This window comes from Niabella yanshanensis, assembly GCF_034424215.1.
In the GTDB taxonomy this organism is placed as follows: Bacteria; Bacteroidota; Bacteroidia; order Chitinophagales; family Chitinophagaceae; genus Niabella; species Niabella yanshanensis.
In genome coordinates this window covers 463685-485251 of record NZ_CP139960.1, presented here as the reverse complement: position 1 = coordinate 485251, position 21567 = coordinate 463685, and the positions used below count along the sequence as shown (strand labels likewise).

Annotated in this window: 16 protein-coding genes and 1 tRNA gene; 11 read left to right on the top strand and 6 right to left on the bottom strand. The window is 42.7% G+C overall.

Annotated features, from left to right (window positions below):
- The first annotated feature begins 56 nt into the window (after positions 1 to 56).
- The 3 genes from U0035_RS01710 to U0035_RS01700 all read left to right on the top strand — a co-directional run bounded on the left by U0035_RS01710 (position 57) and on the right by U0035_RS01700 (position 4550).
- Positions 57 to 2120, top strand: a complete 2064-nt coding sequence (locus U0035_RS01710; protein ID WP_114793262.1) for a RagB/SusD family nutrient uptake outer membrane protein — start codon at positions 57 to 59, stop codon at positions 2118 to 2120.
- A 158-nt stretch (positions 2121 to 2278) separates the two neighbouring features.
- The gene (susR, locus tag U0035_RS01705) at positions 2279 to 3928 is read left to right on the top strand and encodes a SusR family glycan utilization regulator (protein WP_114793263.1); all 1650 of its coding nucleotides are present in this window, start codon (positions 2279 to 2281) and stop codon (positions 3926 to 3928) included.
- A 127-nt stretch (positions 3929 to 4055) separates the two neighbouring features.
- Positions 4056 to 4550: a hypothetical protein gene (locus U0035_RS01700; RefSeq protein WP_114793264.1), complete on the top strand. Its 495-nt coding sequence runs from the start codon at positions 4056 to 4058 to the stop codon at positions 4548 to 4550.
- Between the two features lie 69 nt (positions 4551 to 4619).
- Here U0035_RS01700 and U0035_RS01695 read toward each other — a convergent pair whose 3' ends face one another.
- Together U0035_RS01695 and U0035_RS01690 are read right to left on the bottom strand one after the other, a co-directional pair.
- A complete protein-coding gene (locus U0035_RS01695; protein ID WP_114793265.1) occupies positions 4620 to 5897 on the bottom strand; it encodes a Gfo/Idh/MocA family protein in 1278 nt (425 codons plus the stop codon).
- Positions 5898 to 6333: 436 nt separating this feature from the next.
- A tRNA-Cys gene (locus tag U0035_RS01690) sits at positions 6334 to 6404 on the bottom strand.
- A 105-nt stretch (positions 6405 to 6509) separates the two neighbouring features.
- Here U0035_RS01690 and U0035_RS01685 point away from each other — a divergent pair.
- From U0035_RS01685 to U0035_RS01675, 3 genes are all read left to right on the top strand, one after another.
- The gene (locus U0035_RS01685; RefSeq protein ID WP_114793266.1) at positions 6510 to 7379 is read left to right on the top strand and encodes a nucleoside phosphorylase; all 870 of its coding nucleotides are present in this window, start codon (positions 6510 to 6512) and stop codon (positions 7377 to 7379) included.
- A 207-nt stretch (positions 7380 to 7586) separates the two neighbouring features.
- Positions 7587 to 8360: a diaminopimelate epimerase gene (gene dapF / locus U0035_RS01680; protein WP_114793267.1), complete on the top strand. Its 774-nt coding sequence runs from the start codon at positions 7587 to 7589 to the stop codon at positions 8358 to 8360.
- A gap of 18 nt (positions 8361 to 8378) precedes the next feature.
- Complete coding sequence (locus U0035_RS01675; protein ID WP_114793268.1) at positions 8379 to 8825, top strand: NUDIX domain-containing protein; 447 nt, start codon at positions 8379 to 8381, stop codon at positions 8823 to 8825.
- A gap of 14 nt (positions 8826 to 8839) precedes the next feature.
- Here U0035_RS01675 and U0035_RS01670 read toward each other — a convergent pair whose 3' ends face one another.
- Positions 8840 to 9928 (bottom strand): AI-2E family transporter, encoded by a 1089-nt coding sequence (locus U0035_RS01670; protein WP_114793269.1) that lies wholly within the window; start codon positions 9926 to 9928, stop codon positions 8840 to 8842.
- 205 nt (positions 9929 to 10133) lie between these two features.
- Positions 10134 to 10922 (bottom strand): endonuclease/exonuclease/phosphatase family protein, encoded by a 789-nt coding sequence (locus U0035_RS01665; RefSeq protein ID WP_211316565.1) that lies wholly within the window; start codon positions 10920 to 10922, stop codon positions 10134 to 10136.
- A 103-nt stretch (positions 10923 to 11025) separates the two neighbouring features.
- Between U0035_RS01665 and U0035_RS01660 the strand changes: the two genes are divergently transcribed.
- Positions 11026 to 11790 (top strand): DeoR/GlpR family DNA-binding transcription regulator, encoded by a 765-nt coding sequence (locus tag U0035_RS01660; protein ID WP_114793271.1) that lies wholly within the window; start codon positions 11026 to 11028, stop codon positions 11788 to 11790.
- A 79-nt stretch (positions 11791 to 11869) separates the two neighbouring features.
- Here U0035_RS01660 and U0035_RS01655 read toward each other — a convergent pair whose 3' ends face one another.
- On the bottom strand, positions 11870 to 12775 hold the full coding sequence (locus U0035_RS01655) for a helix-turn-helix domain-containing protein (RefSeq protein WP_114793272.1): 906 nt from the start codon (positions 12773 to 12775) through the stop codon (positions 11870 to 11872).
- A 228-nt stretch (positions 12776 to 13003) separates the two neighbouring features.
- Between U0035_RS01655 and U0035_RS01650 the strand changes: the two genes are divergently transcribed.
- From U0035_RS01650 to U0035_RS01635, 4 genes are all read left to right on the top strand, one after another.
- A complete protein-coding gene (locus U0035_RS01650; protein ID WP_114793273.1) occupies positions 13004 to 14440 on the top strand; it encodes a sialate O-acetylesterase in 1437 nt (478 codons plus the stop codon).
- Between the two features lie 7 nt (positions 14441 to 14447).
- Entirely contained in the window at positions 14448 to 16754 is a 2307-nt protein-coding gene (locus U0035_RS01645; protein WP_114793274.1) for a DUF5703 domain-containing protein, read from the top strand.
- 33 nt (positions 16755 to 16787) lie between these two features.
- Complete coding sequence (locus U0035_RS01640) at positions 16788 to 17108, top strand: hypothetical protein (protein ID WP_114793275.1); 321 nt, start codon at positions 16788 to 16790, stop codon at positions 17106 to 17108.
- 292 nt (positions 17109 to 17400) lie between these two features.
- On the top strand, positions 17401 to 17961 hold the full coding sequence (locus tag U0035_RS01635; RefSeq protein ID WP_114793276.1) for a hypothetical protein: 561 nt from the start codon (positions 17401 to 17403) through the stop codon (positions 17959 to 17961).
- A gap of 179 nt (positions 17962 to 18140) precedes the next feature.
- Here U0035_RS01635 and U0035_RS01630 read toward each other — a convergent pair whose 3' ends face one another.
- Positions 18141 to 21512: a glycosyl hydrolase gene (locus tag U0035_RS01630; protein ID WP_114793277.1), complete on the bottom strand. Its 3372-nt coding sequence runs from the start codon at positions 21510 to 21512 to the stop codon at positions 18141 to 18143.
- Positions 21513 to 21567: the final 55 nt, after the last annotated feature.

Sequence of the window (21567 nt, the reverse complement as noted above, 5' to 3'; positions counted from 1 at the left end):
CATTGAATTATTTTATTCAATGTTTCATTTAGCCGGAAGCATTAAAACATACACAGATGAAAATATTTAATAAAATCCTTTTCGGCGCGTTGATGACAGGCGTATTGGTTACGACGTCCTGCAAAAAATACCTGGATGTATCTTCAGAGCTTGCCGACAACCTCACTATTGACGGTGTATTTGAAAATGCCGCCTATACCAAACGCTGGCATGCCAACATATTTAACTGTATTATTGAATACTCAAAAAATGCCTCAAGTGCCGATGCCATGAGCAACCCCTGGGCTGCTATATCAGGAGAAATAGTGGCCAATTTTGCCCGTAATACTATGGTCTCCGGTTACACGGCCGGCAATGCTGCTTATCACAGGTGGGCTACCCAGTACAGGTACATCAGGCAGGCTTTGATCTTCTTACAAAGAGCCAAGCCTATTGCCGGCTCAGGCAACAACGGGCTTCCCCAGAGCGAAGTAGACCGAATGAAAGATGAAGCCAGGTTTTTACTCGCCTATTCTTATTTTACACTGCTTGAACTGTATGGCCCCGTGCCGGTAATTACTGATCTGGCTGACCCGGAAGATCAAAACCTGGACTATGCCCGTACCTCTATGGACGAAGTGATTCATTATATAGATGGTTTGCTGGGAGAAGTGATCGATGCAGGCAGGTTGCCGGCAACCATCAGGCAGATGAGCGGATCCACCATTACTTATAATACCGGGGAAATGGTGCGCCCTACCCTTGTTGCCACCTACGCGCTCAGAGCTAAATTATGGGTATATGCTTCTTCCAAACTATTTAACGGCGGCTTTCCCGAAAGTCTTTCCATTTCTAACAACGACGGTACACGTTTATTTCCCGACTATAATCCTGAAAAGGTACAAACAGCAAAAACACACCTGGAAGCTTTTCTAAACTATGCGCACGGATTGGGTCATAAGCTACACGTGGAGTATTATGCCAATACATCAGAAATCAATCCGAATGAATCGGTGTACCAGGTGTTTCAGAAATATAATGATGAGATCATTTGGGCGACCGCTTATAATGAATACAGTAACCCCAACGCACAGGAACGCCGTTCTAATCCGGTAGATCTTTATGCAAGTCCAACTAACTTTGCCAATATCGGTATATCACAGGAATCAGTGGATGCTTTTTTTATGGATAACGGGCTTACGATCTATGACCAGGGATCCGGATACCGGGAAAATGGGTTTGCAACGGTAAATAATCCAACCCACGTTAACAATCATGCCGATCAAAACATCTTTAATATGTATGCCAACCGTGAGCCCCGCTTTTACGCCACTGTGGGATATAACGGTAAAAGCTGGCATATTCATGCTAACGAGCATAATAATGCTAATGGTACTTATTACCAATGGTACGGTCGTGGAAAGCCGTCAGGTATTGCCGGCGGCGAAAACTGGCCCAGGGCAGGCTACTTGCTCTACAAGTTCAAACACAGGCGCATAGCCCAGGGACTAACATCGATTGCTGTGCCTGGTGCGCCGGGTAGCCCGTTTACCGTTTACACTTCCTGGTCCCGACCTTCCATTCTTTTCAGGCTGGCTGACTTTTATCTTTATTATGCAGAAGTTTTAAATGAGATCAACCCTGGTGATCCTAAAATTGTTGAGTATATTGACAGGGTGAGATCACGTGCCGGGATACCCGGTTATGCTGAAATGCATGGCAATGGAACTAAAACTAATGTAATAGGCAATAAAGATGCCCAGTTTAAAGCAATTGTACAGGAGCGCCATGTAGAATTGTTGGGCGAGGGCCAACGCTGGTTTGATATGCGCAGATGGATGATCTGCGACCCGGTGGCCGGAAATCAACCTGACAAAGGTGGTGTGGATGGTGATATTACACGTATGAGCGGCATGAATATGAACGGCTTCGACAATGTAGCAATGACCTTCGGCAACGTGACTACCACTGTAAAAACGCTTTCAGATCCGGATTCATTTTTTAAACGCACCAAACTGGAAGAGCGCAGGTGGGTAAAAGAATATTACTGGTATCCGGTGCCCCAGAATGAAATCAATAAAAGCAAGGGAAACCTGCTGGTGCAAAATCCGTTGTGGCCCGTTGTGGTAGGCGCTCAATAGTATTTCGGTGGTAATCAATAAAAATCCCGGGGCAAAGCAGTATTTCTTTGCAGCGGGGATTTTTCGCGCGCAGAACCTGTTTTAAGCCTGAATTTATCATCAATCCAAGTTTTGATTTTCATATATTTGGTCGGAATGTATACTGTTTGACCAACATTATGAGAAAGGTTTTATTGATATCAGGATTATTACTGCTTAAACAAATTGCCGTATCTGCCCAGACCCCGGATTCGCTGTTAACGATCCTGGATGATAAAATAAAGAATAAGCATGTTTACGAGGAACTCAAAGAGCAAAAGATCAATGAGCTCAAAGTTGAAAAAAGAGAACTTAAAAACAATGCTTTAGAAACCTATTCGATCAACAGGGATTTGTATAACGCGTACAAAAATTACATGTCCGACTCGGCTATCTATTATCTAAATCAGAACATAAGCATTGCCGATAGCCTGAACGATATAAGCCGTATCAATGAAACCCGTATTGCTTCGGCAACACTTTTTGTAAGGTTGGGCATGTACTTTGAAGCCAGGGAACTTTTAGAGAAAGTGAAAGAGGAGACGTTGAGTTTACAGCAACACCTGGACTTCTTTCTTGCTTACAGGGAACTTTACCTGGGGCTGGGATCTTATAGTCAGAATGCCAGGGAGCGACATAACTACTGGGAGCAGGCGCGGCATTTCGATGACCTGATGATGAACATAACACCTGATACCTCAGAAGAGCACCTGAGAAGTATAGAAAAATCGCTGAGGGTAAAGAATGATTTCACTGAAGCACTTAAAATAAATGATCAAAGACTAAAATTAACCCGGCCCCTGACCGTGCCCTATGCATTGGTTACTTTCCATCGTTCTCTAATTTACCGAAAAATGGGCGATGTCAGTAACGAAAAAAAATACCTGGCCTTATCAGCTATTTCAGACGTTCAGCTGGCTATAAAGGATAATGCTTCTATATCTATACTTGCTGCGCTTTTGATGCGTGAGGGAGATATTAACCGTGCCTACCAGTATATACGATTTTGCCTGGATAACATCAAAGATTATAATACACGTATCCGGAGCTCTGAAATATTAAATATCCAGGCTATTATAGACAAGGAGTACCAGAGCCAGAACGACAAAAAGAACAAGGAGCTGCAGGCTGTATTGATTATTGTGTGCATTTTATCAGTACTGCTTACGATTTCTGTTGTGTATGTTTATAAGCAAATGAAGAAGGGGCAGGCATTTAGCCGTAAGTTAAAAGAAATAAACGGGGAACAGGAATTGCTGAATGCAAAGCTCTCTGATATGAATGAAGAGCTTAAAAAAAGAAACCTGGAAGTTGCCGAGGCCGACCACATCAAGCAGGAATATATTGCCTATTTCCTGGATGAATGCGCTAAGTATATTATCAAGCTGGACAACTACAGGCTGATGGTAAACAAAAAGCTGCAGGGGCGGCAATATGAAGGCCTTTATAATATCACCAGGGATAACTCGCTAAAGGCTGAAGAATCGAAAGAATTATTTTTGAACTTCGATACCATGTTTATTAATTTGTTCCCCGATTTCCTGACCCGGTTCAATGCATTATTGAATGATGAAGAACAGATTATTGTAAAAAAAGGCGAAGTATTGAATACCGAATTACGTATTTATGCATTAATCAGACTGGGTATTTCTGACAGTTCGAAAATTGCCCGCTTCCTGGGTTATTCAGTTAATACCATTTATAATTATCGAACGAAAATGAAAAACAAATCAAAGGTAGCCCGCGAAGATTTTGAAGAGAGCGTTAAAAAAATCGGGGCATTTATATAGTAAGATTATCAGCGCTTCAAAATCTTCCCAAGAGCTTAAAAAAACTTTGTCTTAAAGCGGTATCGACCAGGATCTTTTGCAACCTTTTGTCAGCCGGTTACTTCTTTTGCAAAACGGAGCCCCTGTTATGCAAAAAAAAATCAGTGTGTTGTTGTTGCTTTTAGGAGCAGCTATAACCAGCAGTGCCCAATCGGTAGTAATAAACGCAGACGGCACCCATTCCCCGGTTATTCAAACAGGTAATACTGTTGTTGCTATTAATCCAGACGGTACCCATTCGGTAGGCATGGTTACCGGTAATATGATTACGGTTGTTGATCCGCAGGGCAGACATTCGATAGGATTTACTCCGGCGAATTTAAATTCAAATACCACAGGTGATAGTGCTGAGACTTATTTCGGGCAAAATTTCCATAGCTCTTCACCTAACTTTCGAAGCCGGTATGCCGAAGCCGCGCCCAACCGCTTCTACCCATTAACGGGCAAAAGAATCATCCCACTGCAGGGGATCCAACAGTTCCGATACTCTTTCGTATCTCAGGCTGCGCTCAGGCAAATTATGTGGGGTAGCAAAAATGCTTTAACCTATCTGAAAATGGAAGTCATAAAAACTAACCGGTAATAAGTCATTGATAGTTGTTGAAGAGCGGCTAAGGGATTGCCGCGATCTTTCTTAAGCCGTACTCATCTTTTAAAATTTGGTAAAATCCCATTTTCCCCGGTAGGGTCTCGACCTCATCATATTAGCGCTTTCGTCGTTAAACATCTCTTTCTTAGGATTCCATTTTAAGCTACGTTGTAATTCGTAAGCAATATTTACTGCATTGCAAATCGTAGCAGTGCGATGACCTATTTCTACGTCGCAGATGGGCCTGGATCTTTTTTTAATCGCGTTAATCCAGTCCTGGTAATGATTGTCGCTAAAGTAAAGTCTTTTATCTTTTGTGCTGAATTTAGTATTTACAATATCTGCGGGATTGCTGCGTAAGAATGAACGGCTTACTTCAATGGTGCCCTTCTCTCCAATAAACTGGATTGCATTACCTTCTCCCCATTTCTTGTGATGCACTTTAATTCCATTGGCATATACGTAATACAAACCTGTTTTTGCTGCAGGTTCATCAGGGGCTACAAATTCCACAGGGCCTGATTGATCCATTCCCAGCGCCCATTGAACAATATCAAACATATGGGCGCCCCAATCCGTAATGTATCCGCCACCAAAGCCCTGGTAGCCCCGCCACCAGGCCCATTTGGGATCTTCAATGGGGGGCGCCAAAACCGGATTATAACCCCTGTACATAGACGGACCTATCCACAGATCCCAATCCAGGTATTCCGGAGCAGGTAAAGACGGCAGGTCGCATTGCATCACCGGCTCTCCAACCGACACATTAATTTCTTTGATCTTCCCGATATAGTGATTAGCCACCAGTTCTGCAGCCTGCCTGAAATTGTAGGATGAACGTTGCATACTACCCGTTTGAAAAACGCGTTTATATTTACGCGTCGCGTCTACCATTGCTCTTCCTTCTGCTATGGTGAGCGCCAGCGGCTTTTCACAATAAATATCTTTGCCAGCGGCGGCAGCGTCTACGGCCATTTGTGCATGCCAGTGATCCGGCGTTGCAATAACTACAGCATCAAGCCCTTTCATGGCAAGCAGCTCGCGGTAATGTTTAAAGCGTTCAATACCCGCTATGCCTTTATTTTCATTGACCTTTAAAGCACGCTGATAAAAATGCTCCAGTTTCTTTGTATCAACATCACAAACTGCGCTAACATAAGCTTCCTTACACGCACTTATTCCCCTGAGCAACGTATCGGATTGTTTTCCCAATCCTATATACCCGATATTGATCCGGTCGCTGGGCGCCACATGAGATTTACCTCCCATCACATACGATGGTAAAATAGTTAGGGCGGCAGCAGCCTGGGCAGTCTGGCCGATAAATTTTCTTCTTTTCATCAGTTGGTTTTATTGAATGACAAATTCATAAACTTTTTAAAAAAGCTGTAAGCTATTATTTTGCCCTTATCCCTTCCTCTCAGTTTGTACGAAATTCCGGAACCCGACTATCTGCAATCGATCTGGAATAGTAAAACCTGTCAGGGTGGGTTAACTATAGTTATTCCTGTCTGCTTAAGATGGAAAGGCTGCCTCCTGCGATATTTTGGTATATAGGGTACTTATTCTTAAAAAACACATTCCATACATCATACCTGCCGGTCATAAAGTAAATTTCGTCTTCTTTTAATATAAGCAACCAATGCCCTCAACCCGTAAAGTAGCAGGAAAATATCAACCAGGCTATGTACAATTCGTTCTACACCGGACAAGACAATCGTTCTCAAAGCTATAAAAAAACCGCCTCAATTTATTGAAGCGGTTCTTTTATTTTTCGAGGTCTCGAGCGGATTCGAACCGCTGTACGAGCTTTTGCAGAGCTCTGCCTAGCCACTCGGCCACGAGACCCTTTTTTCTGTCTATCCGCAGTAGGCCGATAGAGACCTTTTCTTTGAAGGCTTGCAAAAATAGGGTATTTTTGATAAATTTTCATCAACAATACACTAAATTATTATGAGCAGGATAGCCGAAAGTGAATTGATATTAAATAACCGGGGCGCGGTATACCATTTAGACCTGAGACCGGAAGAGTTGGCGGGTACTGTTATCACCGTTGGAGATCCTGACCGTGTAAAAGAATTCAGCAAATATTTTGATCATATAGAAGTGCAGCAACAGCACCGGGAATTTGTTACCCATACCGGAACCATTGGAGGAAAAAGATTGACTGTACTTTCTTCCGGTATTGGGCCGGATAATATAGATATTGTAATGAACGAGCTGGATGCACTGGTAAATATTGACTTTGAAACCCGCCAGGTAAAGGAAAACCTCACTGCGCTGAATATCATCCGGGTGGGCACTTCAGGCTCTTTACAGGGCGATATTGGTGTTGATGAGTTTGTGGCATCAACCCATGGCCTGGGCATTGATAACCTGCTTAATTTTTACCTGCATGAAAGAAATGACGAAGAAGCGCTGTTGCTTCAGTCTTTTATAACGCACACTCAGGTTAAAGGTGAACCCTACGTTACCGGCGCTGCTCCTTCCCTGCTCAAGCATTTTGCTCAGGGCTTTCACCAGGGTATTACCGTAACCTGCCCGGGGTTTTATGGGCCGCAGGGCCGCGTATTGCGATTAGGTATCAGCAATCCCAACTTAATAGACCGCCTTACCGACTTCAGTTTTGGCCAACATCGCATTACTAATTTTGAAATGGAAACCTCGGCTATCTATGGCCTGGGTAAATTGTTAGGCCATCACTGCCTGGCCCTGAATGCCATTGTAGCGAACCGGGTGAAAAAAGAATTTAGTAAGGATGGCAAAGCCGCTGTAGAAAGCCTGATCAAGACTTTCCTTTCTATATTTGTACAACATTTTTAAGGATAGAGCTGTTAAACAATCAAAGACCCGGTTGTTTATTTTTCTTAAACACATAGAAACATAGCTTTCATTATTTAGGGCAATATCAGGAACATAATAGTTCCATCAGGAATGAAGTATGCGCCTGCCCCGAAGAACCCTGTTCTAACGTGGGCCATGATTTAGGAGGGTAAAATAATTTTGATATTAAAGAAACAAATAGAAAAAATGCGCTTTTATAAATACCAGGGAACCGGGAATGATTTTGTAATAGTAGATAACAGGGCAGTAAACCATAGCGCTCTTTCGCAGCAGCGTATTCACCAGATCTGTGATCGCCGTTTTGGCATTGGCGCTGATGGATTTATGCTACTCAATAATAAACCCGGGTACGATTTTGAAATGGTGTATTATAATGCAGACGGACGGGAAGGCAGTATGTGTGGAAACGGCGGGCGCTGCATTGTTCAGTTTGCGCACGACATCGGAATTGACAGAAATAATTTTAAATTCCTGGCAGTTGATGGCGACCATCTTGCCGATATTACTGATGGGTTGGTTTCCCTGAAAATGATGGATGTAACCGGCATTAGTCAATTTGATACACATTCGGTTTTGAATACCGGGTCGCCTCACTATGTTAAAAAAGTAACAGGCCTTGCAGAGATGGATGTTTATACCGAAGGCAGAAATATCAGGTATAACGATGAGTTTAATGAAAAAGGCATCAACGTAAATTTTGTTGAAGAATTGGGCAAAGGATCTCTCAAAGTAAGAACCTATGAACGGGGTGTGGAAGACGAAACCTTTTCCTGTGGAACCGGTGTTACAGCGGCTGCGCTGGTCTTTTACCAACAGGAAACAGGCCGCAACTCAATAGACATTGAAGTGCTGGGCGGAAAACTAAATGTAAGTTATAACAGAAATGCTGATGGCTCTTATGATGACATCTGGTTAAAAGGCCCTGCAGTAAAAGTATTCGAGGGAAATGTTGGTTTTTAAAAGGATAAAGATAATAAGATGATCAATACAATCAACCTGCGCGTATATGGCGTATTGGTAAATGATAAAAAGCAGGTACTGGTAAGCGACGAACGGATTTACTATAATAACCTGGAAGTAACCAAGTTTCCCGGCGGAGGGTTAGAACTCGGGGAAGGTACCCGCGACTGCGTTATCAGGGAATGTAAAGAAGAAATAGGAATTGACGTTGAAGTAGTGGACCATATCTATACTACCGATTTTTTTCAGCAATCTGCCTTTAACCCCGAACACCAGATCGTATCTGTTTATTATCTGATCAGGCCGCTCGAAGCGTTAGACCTGCCTGTAAATAATGGAGATGCCATTTACCCCGAACAGGTATCAGAAATTTTCAGGTTCGTAGACTGGGAGTATTTTAACGAAGGAGTTATGACGCTTCCGATTGATAAAGTAGTAGCCAAACTATTGCGTGAAAAATATTAGCCTGACTTTCCCTGTCAGGCTTTTTGGGGATCATCTTCTACCAGTTGCGGCGATAAAGGTTCCGGTTTAGGCTCTTCATCATCGTCAGGGTGATTATGAACAAATTCGTTCATGTAAATATCATACATTACGATCACATAACTAATCAGTAAAGGCCCGAATACTAATCCCACAAAACCAAATAAGCTTAATCCTACCAACACACCCATAATAGTGATAACAGGATGTGTGTCTCCTATTCTTTTCAATAAAGTAATACGCGCAATATAGTCTACATTACCTGTTACAATAGCATGATATAGCAATAGTAAAGTGGCATTTAGCGTATCGCCGGTAGCAAACATATATATGACTACAGGAACCCAAACGATCATGGTGCCTACCACCGGGAAAAAAGCACATACGCCGGTTAAAAAACCATATAAGCCCCAGTCCTGTACTCCAAATAATGCATATCCAATAGTTGCTATAATTCCCTGAATAATAGAAATCATTGGAATACCCAGGGCATTCGCAATAACAACCTTCTTGGTTTCGTCCGATAAAATCTTAACGTTACGTCTCTTCAGTGGTACCGCCTTATTCAGGTATTTTTCAATGCCGGCGCCATTATAGAGCATATAATATAATATAAACAGCATAATAGCCAGGTTAGAAACCAGGTTCAAAGTACTGTTCAGGAGTTTGGGTACGAAGGCTGTTATTTTGTTAACAGCATTTGAAATAGAGTTTTCTGATATCAGATCAAACCCTACCTTCTTTTGTACCACGTCAATGGTTTGCTTGGCTGAGTTTAATATTTGTGTAGGATTCTCAAGCACACTATTGATCTTAGGGCTAATTAATGTTACTGCCAGGCTGATGGGAATCCCTACCACTATCAGGTAAAAGAGGATAAACCCCATAGCGGTCCACCCTTTCTTCCATTTTTTGTCATAAATAAACCGGAAGTATTTTTTGCGGCTCACAATATACAAGGTTACAGCACCTAAAAGACCGGGCAAAAAACCAACCAGTTCTTTTATTATAGTAATAATAAGCAGCAGGATAATCGCCAGTATTAATATTTGCTTGATCCGCTCGTTAAATACTTTTTGAGGCATATCAATTTGGATAAGATTTTATAAGTTATTTAAGATAAAGATATATATTAAAAATCGTACCAATCCAAACAACCTCTACTAAGCCCCGGAAATAATAGAAATGGATAAGTACCATCTTTTCACAAACAGATGGTACTTAAATACCGCAGACTCATGGAAAAATGCAATAAGTGGAGTCAACCCATTAAGTAAGCAAACCTGAATACTATTGTATTACAAAAGCAGCCACTACAGGTAAATGATCTGAGGCATAGGTTTCACTGATCACCTCGTGACTTTTAGCCTGTAGCAATTTCACGGGTTTATAGGCGATAAAGTCTATTGCCTTTTTAGGATTGATGACTGGTATCGTGGGGGCACAATTATTACAGGTTCTTGTAAAACCCTTATCCAACGTTTTTATTACTTCGGAGTTTTCTTCTGCATTGAAATCGCCTGCAATAATAAAAGGTAATGATTCTGACGCAGCAATGCTATCAATAGCTTTTATTTGTAGCAGCCTGTTAACAGGTGCTTTTTGCGCATCCAGGTGTGTACTGGCCACCCTTATTTTTTTACCGCCCGGAAGTGTAGCAATAGCAACTGCTAAAACCCGCGGCTCAGCTTTTGTAGAAGTGTCCATTGGCAATCGGTAGGTATTGATATCATCCAGTGGAAACTTCGAGAGGATGGCTACTCCATAGTCTCCTCCTTCATGATCGATCGCCTTGGCAAAATAGAATGACTTCAATCCTGTTTTAAGAGCCAGCTGCGCAGCCTGGTTCACTTTTCCGCTTCTGACCGTATTCACATCAACCTCCTGTAAAGCTACTATATCCGGGTTTTGTTTCCTGATGGCATTGGCGATGGCATCCAGGTCGATAATGCCAGGCCTGGACGGAGGATTACAATGATGTATATTATAGCTCATCACTTTTACAGTTTGTTGAGCATACAAGGAACCCGTTATTAAACAGATAGCACCTATAAAAACTGCGTAGAGATTTCTTTTCATAATGAAAGTTACTTAAACCAGGTAAAAGTATAGCGAAGATTCAAAACATAGAATTGTATTTTCGTTAATTTTGGCATTCTCACATTCAATTTGTAACGTACTTATGAGCAATTTACTGGAGCGCCATCAACATATTATTGAACTGATCAAAAAAGAAGGAAGCATCAAAGTTACCGATCTCTGCACCGACCTAAATGTATCTTCCGTAACCATCCGGAAAGATCTGCAGTTCCTGGAAGACAGAAAACTGCTGTTTCGGACTCATGGGGGCGCTACGCTTACTAATCCTTATATCGCCGACCGGCATGTTGATGAAAAGGTTACTTTGCAGGCCAACGAAAAACAAAGAGTAGGCGCCTATGCTGCTTCATTGGTTGAGCCCAACGACTGTATCCTTATTGCATCGGGCACTACGGTTCAGTTTTTTGCCCGTAACCTTTTGGCCAAGGAAGGTTTAACGGTAGTCACATCGGCTCTAAACGTAGCATTGGAGCTCATGAACCGGGATAATGTGGAAGTCATACAGCTCGGAGGTTTAATGCGTAAAACTTCGGCTTCCGTAACAGGTATATATGCTGAATCTATTTTACAGGACTTTTCCTGCAGCAAATTATTTTTGGGTGTAGATGGAATTGATACAGATTTCGGACTGACTACCTCAAATATGATGGAAGCCCTTTTAAATAAGAAAATGATCGGCGCTTCGCAAAAGACCATTGTTCTGGCCGACTCGAGCAAGTTCGGGAAACGCGGATTCGGGAAGATTTGCGGACTTGATGATATTGAACAAATTATTACAGACAGCAATATATCGGCTCATACCGTAAAAACACTGGAAGAAATGGGCGTTGAAGTCACCATTGTTTAAGAAAGCGGGTTATGGCGGATAGTGAGCAATGAATCTTTGTGCCGATCCGTCATCTGTCAACTTTCTTCAGTCATCTTCCTTAGTCTTTATTCACCGCCCTGTACTTTATGGGAGGCATGCCCGTTACCTGTTTAAATCTTTTGGAAAAATAATACGGATCATCAAAGCCCAGGGTTAACGCAATTTCCTTTATAGATTTATCTGTGAAATCCAGTTGCTGGCAGGCCTGCTGAATCTTCATTTGCATGAAGTAATCCATCGGAGCATAACCTGTTTTTTGCTTAAAGAGGTTTGAAAAACGCGATACTGAATAATTAGAATAACTACTGATATCTTTAAGTGTCAGCATATCAGTTATATGCTCCTGCATATATAAAATAGCGTTATCAACACTATCGCTCTTGGTTGTTTTTGAAGCGGGATGATGACGGGAATTGTATATAAATAAAGATAAAAACTGCGACAGGCAAAAGTTAGCAAATAATAAATTGTCCAGGCTGTACCCCAGTTCTAAAGCTTTATACATCTTGTTAAAAACCATTACAGCTTCACCGTTGTCCTTTATATGCCGGGGTTTGAAGTGCTCTTTTACGGTATGCAGGTTATTTAAATCGGGCAAAGTGATACCACCAAAATGTACCCAGTAAATACTCCAGGGGTCATGCGTAGCGCTGGCATAAGCGTGTTCTACATTTTGGGGAAGAATGAAAAATTCATTGGGTCCCACCTCATACTTTTCACCATTTATTTCGTACCAGCCATAACCATCCACACAATAAAAAAGGAAATTTTCATGTAATCCATGCCTTCTTTTGGTAAAATGTCCCTTGGCTTTTGGATAAAATCCAAGACTTGCTATATACAAAGCATTGAGTAAAGGGTTATTCACCACATTAGATTTGATAACCGGGCGTGGAATTTCGATCCGTTGCCTCCCCACTCCATACCAGATATTTTTATGAGAGCCTTGTTTTATTTCATCCATATTTGGCAATATATGTCAGACAAAAGTTTTCCTTTAAATGCTTCCTGCAAAACTAAATTAAAGTTTTTTGCAAAACCATCATAATTAACATTAAAATTTTAGGCTGCGCGACTTTAATTATTTATTTATCAACTGAGAACACACACCATAATATATAACGTCAAGCGCTAATAAACGTTAATTACACTTTTAATTTTCTTATTTTCGGGCCTCTTTTAAAAAACGATTATGAAATTTCTTACGGCACTCTGCCTTTTATTTATCACACCTTTGATAGCACAGGCTAAACTCAAATTACCCTGGTTTTTTAGCGACAATATGGTACTTCAGCAGCAGGCCTCCCCGGCTATCTGGGGGTGGACCGATAAAAAGAATACTGTAACTGTTACTACTTCGTGGAATAACAAAAAATATACTGTTCAACCCGACAGCAAGGGAAAATGGAAAGTAGCCGTAGCGACACCGAAAGCCGGTGGTCCTTATGAAATTACCATCAGTGACGGGCAAATCGTGAAAATCAAAAATATTCTGATTGGGGAAGTATGGATCTGTAGCGGACAATCAAATATGGAAATGCCTTTAAAGGGCTTTTCGAATCAACCTATCAATCATTCGAATGATATCGTTTTTAATTCAACCAACGACCAGATCCGGTTATACAATATACCCCGGTCAACCCAGGCGGCTCCCCGGGATACCAGCAAAAATTTCAGCTGGAAGATTTCTAATCCGGAAGATGTTGCCAATTTCAGCGCTACCGGTTATACGTTTGGTAAATTTTTATACGATCGTTTAAAAGTGCCAATCGGCCTGATCAATGTGAGCTATGGTGGTACGCCGGTTGAGTCTTTCATGGACGCGGCATCCCTCAGGGAATACGGCTTCCCTCTACCCGCCCCCAACGATCAATCGCGTCTAAATAATAAAATCGCCACCGTAGTATACAATGGTATGCTGCACCCGGTAATTGGGTACGGCGTTAAAGGGTTTATATGGTACCAGGGTGAGTCCAATGCAGATCGTCCTAAACAGTATGAAACCCTATTTCCGAATTTTGTACAGATGTTGAGAAGCCAGTTTAACCAGGGTGATCTTCCTTTTTATTATGTACAGATCGCACCTTTTGATTACAACAGCAGCAAGAAAAAAGGGGATACTTTATTGAATTCGGCATTCCTCAGAGATGCGCAGCGTAAGGCCTTAGACAAAATACCTAATAGTGGTATGGCGGTAACCATGGATATTGGCGATGCCGGCTTTATACATCCGCGCGAAAAGCAGGAAATTGGCAAGCGGCTTGCGCTGCAGGCGCTGGCTAAAACTTACCAATACAAAGGCTTTGCCAGCGAAGGTCCTTTATATGAATCGATGACGATTAAAGAGGGTAAAGCCATTGTGAAATTTAAAAATGCACCGGTTGGGCTTACTTCTTATGGCAAACCCATTACGCAATTTGAAATAGCAGGTGAAGATCAAAAGTTTTACCCAGCCACCGCGCAACTGGTAAATGGCGCCGTAGAAATAAGCTCTAAAGAGGTGAAGAATCCGGTGGCCGTTCGCTATGCTTTTAAAGATGATTCTACAGGAGAGCTATTTAATACAGCAGGATTTCCGGCATCTTCGTTCAGAACAGATGATTGGGAAATACCGGTAGACGTTAAATAAATAACTAATGAGGAAAGGATACAGGTATTGGTTATTGTTGATGTGGTGTTGCTGCACAGCCAGTCTATGGGGCCAGAATGCGCTAACGAAAGCCTATAATATCACCTGGTTAAGCCAGAGTAAAAATGCCGGGGAATCGATGCCTGTCGGTGGTGGCGATATTGGCTGTAATGTTTGGGTTGAGAACAACGAATTATTGCTATACTTTTCGCAAAGCGGCAGTTTCGATGAAAATAATGCCTTTTTAAAAAGCGGCAGATTAAGACTGAAGCTTTCACCCAGCCCCTTTAATAAAGACGCGTTCAGGCAGGAACTGGTTGTAAAAAACGGCTATATTGATATACAATCCGGCCATCAAGGTATACAGGCTTCGTTGCGAATATGGGTAGATGTATTTAATCCGGTTGTACATATTGATGTTTCCGCTAACAAAGCCATCAAGGTGGAAGCTGTTTATGAAAACTGGCGGCTCGCCGACCGGGTTCAAAAAGGGAAAGAAAACAATGCCAATTCCTGGAAATGGGCTTCTCATGTTCCGATAATTACAAAGCCGGATCATGTGACCTTTAACCATGATGAAATTCTGTTCTTCCATCGAAATATATCTCCTACCGTATTTGATGCTACGGTAAAACAACAGGGTTTGGACTCGTTGAAGACCCGGTTATTCAATCCCCTGGAAGATTTAACAAGCGGAGGATTATTGAAAGGGAACAATTTTGTCAAAGGCCCTACGGGTGAAGGGCAGTACCTGAATACGAAATTTAAAAGCTGGAGCCTTGTCAGTAAGCGGCCTGCAAAAAAACAATCGCTGCAGATCTTTTTGCATAATAGCCAGGCGAATTCAATTGATGAATGGAATAGCCAAGTCAAAGCTATTATCAGGAACTATAAGGCAAATCCCGGTAAAACAATTGCCTGGTGGAACGACTATTGGAAGAGAAGTTTTATTATAATCGATCCTGCGAAAGCAAACAGCGAGTCCTGGCAGTTGGGACGCAATTACCAGTTATTCCGTTATATGTTAGGTTGTAATGCGTATGGAAAATATCCTACCAGGTTTAACGGCGGCTTGTTTACGGTAGATCCTGTATTGACTGATACTTCGATAAAAGGCACACCTGATCACCGCAATTGGGGCGGCGGTACCTTTACTGCCCAAAACCAAAGACTGGTTTACTGGCCAATGCTCAGAAGTGGTGATATCGATATGATGACACCCCAATTTGATTTTTACAATCGTTTATTGGCAACTGCAGAACTCCGTACGAAAACATATTGGGGGCATGCAGGCGCCAACTTTAATGAGCAGATAGAAAACTTTGGTTTCCCCAATCCTACCGAATATGGATGGAAACGCCCTGCTGGTTTTGACCCTGGCGTGGAATACAATGCCTGGCTGGAATACGAATGGGACACTGTACTGGAATTTTGCATGATGATGCTGCAATCCCAGTCGTACGCGGGTAAAGACATTACAGCTTATCTGCCTTTAATTAAACAAGCACTGATCTTTTTTGATGAACACTATCAATACCAGGCCAAAAAATTAAGCAATAAAGCTTTGGACGGAAACGGTCAGCTGATACTTTACCCGGGGTCCGGCGCTGAAACGTTTAAAATGGCTTATAACGCGAGCTCCACCATTGCAGCATTAAAAGCGGTTACCACTGCTTTATTAAAATTACCTGCAGCCGTTATGAATGAAACTGACCGGAAATATTTTGAAGGTTTAGCCAGCCGTATCCCTCCTATCCCATTCACTGCTTTTAATGGCAAACCCACGATTGCCCCTGCAGCGGTATGGAGCCGTGTGAATAATGTAGAGTCTTCACAGTTATATCCTGTTTATCCCTGGGGCTTGTACGGAGTGGGACGGCCCGGGCTTGATACAGCAAGAAATACTTATTGGAATGATAGCTTCGCACTTAAATTCCGCAGCCATGTAGGATGGAAACAGGATAATATATTTGCTGCAAGACTGGGTTTAACACAGGAAGCAAAACGTTTAAACAGCCTTAAACTAAAAAATAGCGACCGGCGGTTCCCCACATTTTGGGGGCCTGGTTTTGACTGGGTACCCGATCATAACTGGGGAGGTAGCGGTATGATAGGTTTACAGGAGATGCTCATGCAAACCGTAGATAACAGGATCTATTTATTTCCCGCATGGCCCAAAGAGTGGGATGTACATTTTAAATTACATGCGCCTCAGCAAACAACAGTAGAAGCCACCCTGAAAGATGGAAAAATGGTTTCGCTTGAGGTATCACCCGTAGAAAGAAAGAAAGATATTATTGTACAACTTCAATAAAACACCACCCGACAGCCTCTAACCAAAAAAACAATGAAACTGCAGGAATACTTTCGAAAGCCGGGCGTGATTATTACGTTGATCTGGCTTTTTCTTACTGCTATCAATATCGGGAAGGCATTCCACATGGATGACGGATTTCACCTGGAAGCTGCACAACATATTGCCCGTGATCCGTTGCATCCGATGTCGGGCATGATCAGATGGCATAACTACGAACCTGAGCCCATGTATAAGGCTAACCAGCCACCTCTTTTGTTCTATATGATTGCGGGACTGTCTACCGTATTTCGTTTTAGTGAGGTAGCAATGCGTGTACTTATCCCAATATGCTCTTTTTTAACATTGTATTGATTTACCAGGCCTGCCTTCTGTTACGGGTAAGGCGTCCGCTCCTGCCGGTAGCCTTGCTGGGTTTATGCCCCGCGTTTGTCGTAAACCAGAACGTGATGACGGATATACCTGTTATGGCCTTGCTGATGGGTGCCGTTTACTATTTGTTATATCCCAAACCAGTCATAACAAAAAGGGCAGTTTCATCGCGGTCTTACTTCTGACTGTTGGCGTTTTTATAAAATACACGGTATTACGCATATTGAGCGGTTGCTTTGTTATTTTTATTGAGGAAAGAATATAAAAAGCTTCTTTGGTTATTGATACCTGTTGTGTTGCTGGTTTTGTGGACGGTATGGAACTATTGCGAATTTGGGAACAGTCATTTATTAAGCAGAAGGCCGGGAATGAGAAGCAGCCCGCAGACAGGGCATGGACTTATTTTACTTCGCTTGGATGCATTGCTACATTTGGAGGCCTGATGCTGTCTTACTTCTTCAAGAAAAAGCTTTCCAATTATATAGTTTATAGCATTGCTGTCTTGTTTTTAGTGATTGCTACTGTGCATTATTGGAGCAATAGTATTAGCGATAAAAACTTAACAACAGCCCTGGACATTTCCTTCTTTATGAATGGCGCCGTTATCATACTTGTAATATTCCTGTTCGCCTACAGAGGCTTCCTGACACCAGGTATAGCCACTTTTGCGCGATCGTCACAAGCCATTCTTATACTGGTTATTGCAGCATTATCTTCGTTTCTGTTATTGTTCGCCCCATTTATGGGAACAAGGCATTTGCTCTTGATTGTTCCTTTTATCTTATTGCTTGCAGCGCCTGTTTCTCTTCCCTGTGTTACAGTTATTCCTGTTTAAAAAATGGTAATGGCTTATATTGGAGGCCGCGATGCTGTACACGGTAGCGTATCTATGGCACATAATGGCTGGCCATTAACCCCAATGGCTATAACCCCATATTCTCTCCGAGACAACTGGGTTATGACGCTATTATTTTTGCAGCGGTTGTGCGTGTCTTCACGCACAGGCCCTGGACATTATTGCCAAATCTTTACTGCACCTTCTAATCCTGCCTTCAACAGCGGCCTCCCTTCCAGCAAATTCAGAGGTGCCGTTGTCCAGGTAATGCGTTTCTCCTGGGGTAAGCTTATATCGCCTATCAGGCGATTGGCCCATGTATTGCTTACTTTAATTTCTATGGTATTGTCACCAGTCTTGATTGCTTTAGAAATATCCAGTTGATAGGGAGCGGTCCAAATAGTGCCGCAATCGGTACCATTTACAATTACCGTAGCTATGTTAAAAACGCTATCGATGGAAAGATATACCGGTCGATCTTTGGACACATCGCTTAGAGTAAAACGATTGGTATAAGTAGCCTGTCCGGAGTAATACTTTATTGCCGGTTCATCATGGTTATTCCATAAAACAAGTTTCGGAAAGCTAACCGGTTCTGCCGGACCGCCCAAATTTATATCAAATCGAACCAGCCAGTTGGTGTTGATGTCAGCCAGTTGCTTAACCGCTACTGCAGTTGAAGGTCCCGGAACTTTTTCTGCTGTTTTTTTGAATACGACAAACATAGCTTCATTAGCATCCAAAGAAAGATTCAAATGTGTTCTTTCACCGCGAACTTCCCACTCCGTTCTTTTTATTTTACCGGATACAGGATCCCACAACTCGGGTGTTAAATCGGTTACTCTGAAAGATACCGGCACAGATATGCGTTTGTTTTGTTGGTTAGATACGAAATATACATCTGCATGATCCAGCTTACGGTGCGCCCAGGCTAACGGCACGTCTCCGGAAGTGATATCAATGTCCCTGGCTACTCCTAAACTTTCAAAGGTCTCCTCCATGTATGGCGTCTCGATCACACGCCCTTTGCCCGACTTTATGAAGAGCTGTGCCCATACTTTCTGAAGCGCTGCATTCTTTTCTTTTAAGCCAATACTGTTGACTGCTCTCTTCTCAATAATAATGGTAGCACCCGCCTCTTTTAACTCCAGGATCTTTCTGGCAACCGCTGCCGACACCAGGTTGCTATTAGGATTCATTAACAATTTGCCAGGAAACACCAGTATTTTATAACCCGCACCTGAAGGGAACACGACTTGTCCGCCAACCACCTTCGCTTTTAGCAACACATCAGGATTAAAGCAATCATATTTATATCCTCTCAATGCATCTGTCCAGTCGTCAGGATCTGCCATATTAGCCGAATGCCCCACACCCACAGGTATTACCCGCTGAGGTTGTCCTTTATTTTCTAACCTCAACTTTTCCGAAGCAACCCTTTCGCTTCCAAAAATACCGGGAAGCGTATTCACCAGTCTGTCAGGTAATATGGACCGCCGGGGTATTTCTTCCCCTATAAATACAGCGATATCGGCTACGGGCTTACCCTGTTGCAGCAAAGCAGATACCCTTGCCATGTAATCTATCCATGCCCTGCTTTGACTAAACCAGGTTTGATCTCTCTGAAAAAACAAGCCGATACTACCCAGTGTCATGCCCGGTTTGCGATGCATCCAGGGATTATGCGTCATTACATGCACAATTGGTTTGTTCATGCCCATTGCAAAATTGCGGTCGCCCACTACTTTGATATTACCCGGATGCTCATTCCACTCCATTCGCAGGTTGGTAAAAGCCTCAGCCTGCACAATATTCTTTCCATAAATATGTGCGGCGCTGATCGCATCAAACATATCATTGGGTTTATCGTGTGTGGGACTTTTTAGCCAAAACTCACCGGTTGGAAAATCCACCGTTTTAAAATGCAGTAATCCATCGCTTACCATCGTGGGTGCAACATTTTCGGCTGTAAAGCCCAGCTTTTTTTGATCTGCCAGCTTACGAAGGGTTACATAAAAAACATCATTTACCAACTCAGCCAGGGTTTCACGCACGTCATGTAATATCTTTTCAGACGTAGCTGCATCATTGACAGGTGTACCTGTCATCACCAGCAGGTATGGCATCAGGTCATAGCCTCTTCTTTTTTTAAATTCGGCCGCAAACGTCTTATTCCAATTTTGACTGCCGGCTTCCCAGCTATCAATATAAAAAATTTTCAGCACTTCTTTGGCCAGCCCCGGATCCGTTTTCTCGAAGGCTTTAGCATACCAATTATCAAACTGCAATTTGATTGCTGCCGGATCAAACTTATCGCATTCCAGGCCTTTAGCCGCGCCGCCGGTGGCGTTGGTATGACCGGTTGAAGTATGGCCGATTCGAACGATTACCCATTCACCAGACGCAGGCTTCCACTTCAGGTTGCCCTCTTTGTCCATTTTGGAGGTCAGGTTGATAATGCTTTTGAACGGAACCGCATCAGTGGTTGGTACCATGTGATCAGTGGTATTTTCCGCGACTCTCCATACACTGGCATTTTTTGCCTGGTATTGGTTGATAACCGGTTCATCGCTGAGATAGATGCCCATTACCTTTAAAGTAGGCTTCCATTTAGCGGCATCGAGGTCTTCCGAACCAGCTTCGGTTCCTTCTTTATCAAATACAAAACGGAAATATTTCGCGGTTGTTGGCGGGATAGAAAAGGTATTGTCTTCGTCATCATTTTGCCAGCCATGCCGGGGTGGCGTTAGTTTAATTACGGTATTGAAAACAATACCGTCGTCACTGGACTGTACAATAAATCTTTGAGCCTGGTATTGGCGGGAGCCTGTATGCGTAGTTAAAGAGCGAAGCGTGAAGGGTTTGGGATACTTATATTGTATCCAGCAGGAACTATCGCTCCTGAAGGTTTTACTATCATCACCAGGGAATGCCAGATACGGCGCCCTTTCTCCTGTGCTGGTGGTTACTGAAGGTATGGTTACTGTCTCACTAAAAGCATTCGCTGAATTAGCCGGATAAGCATATACCGCCACATCTTTGTAAAAGCCTTCTTTAGTTTCGGGTTGTTCTAATTGTGTAGCCGCTTCATCGCCTGCTTTAACATAGGTTTTGGTCCATACCAGTTTCTGCATTGATTGCTCCGGTTTGATCCACGGACCGCCGGCCAATGCAAAACCATCGCTCACATGAAAAGCCATTTTTAATCCCAGCCGTTTACATTCCTTCATCGCATGATTCACCATTCCCCACCACTCAGGGCTTAATTGCCGTGCGGTTTTATCAAAAGGGATACGCGCTACCGTATCATAAATGCAAGCCAGGTAAACACCCCCAATTCCATTCTTCTGTATTCCCTCCAGATCTGCAGTGATACCCTCTTTTGAAACAGCGCCATGCATCCAGTACCAAAGTACCCAGGGCCGCGCCGATTCGGGCGGATTCTTAAAAACATCCTGCAAAGAAGCGTCCGTTTTTACCTGCGTAAATCCTTTAAAACCAACAAGTATCCAAACAATCGCTAAACCGATAACCTTTGTAATTCTAACCATTCCGTATGTTATTTGACAAGCATGGCGCCTCTATCGGATAGCCACGTTATAATCC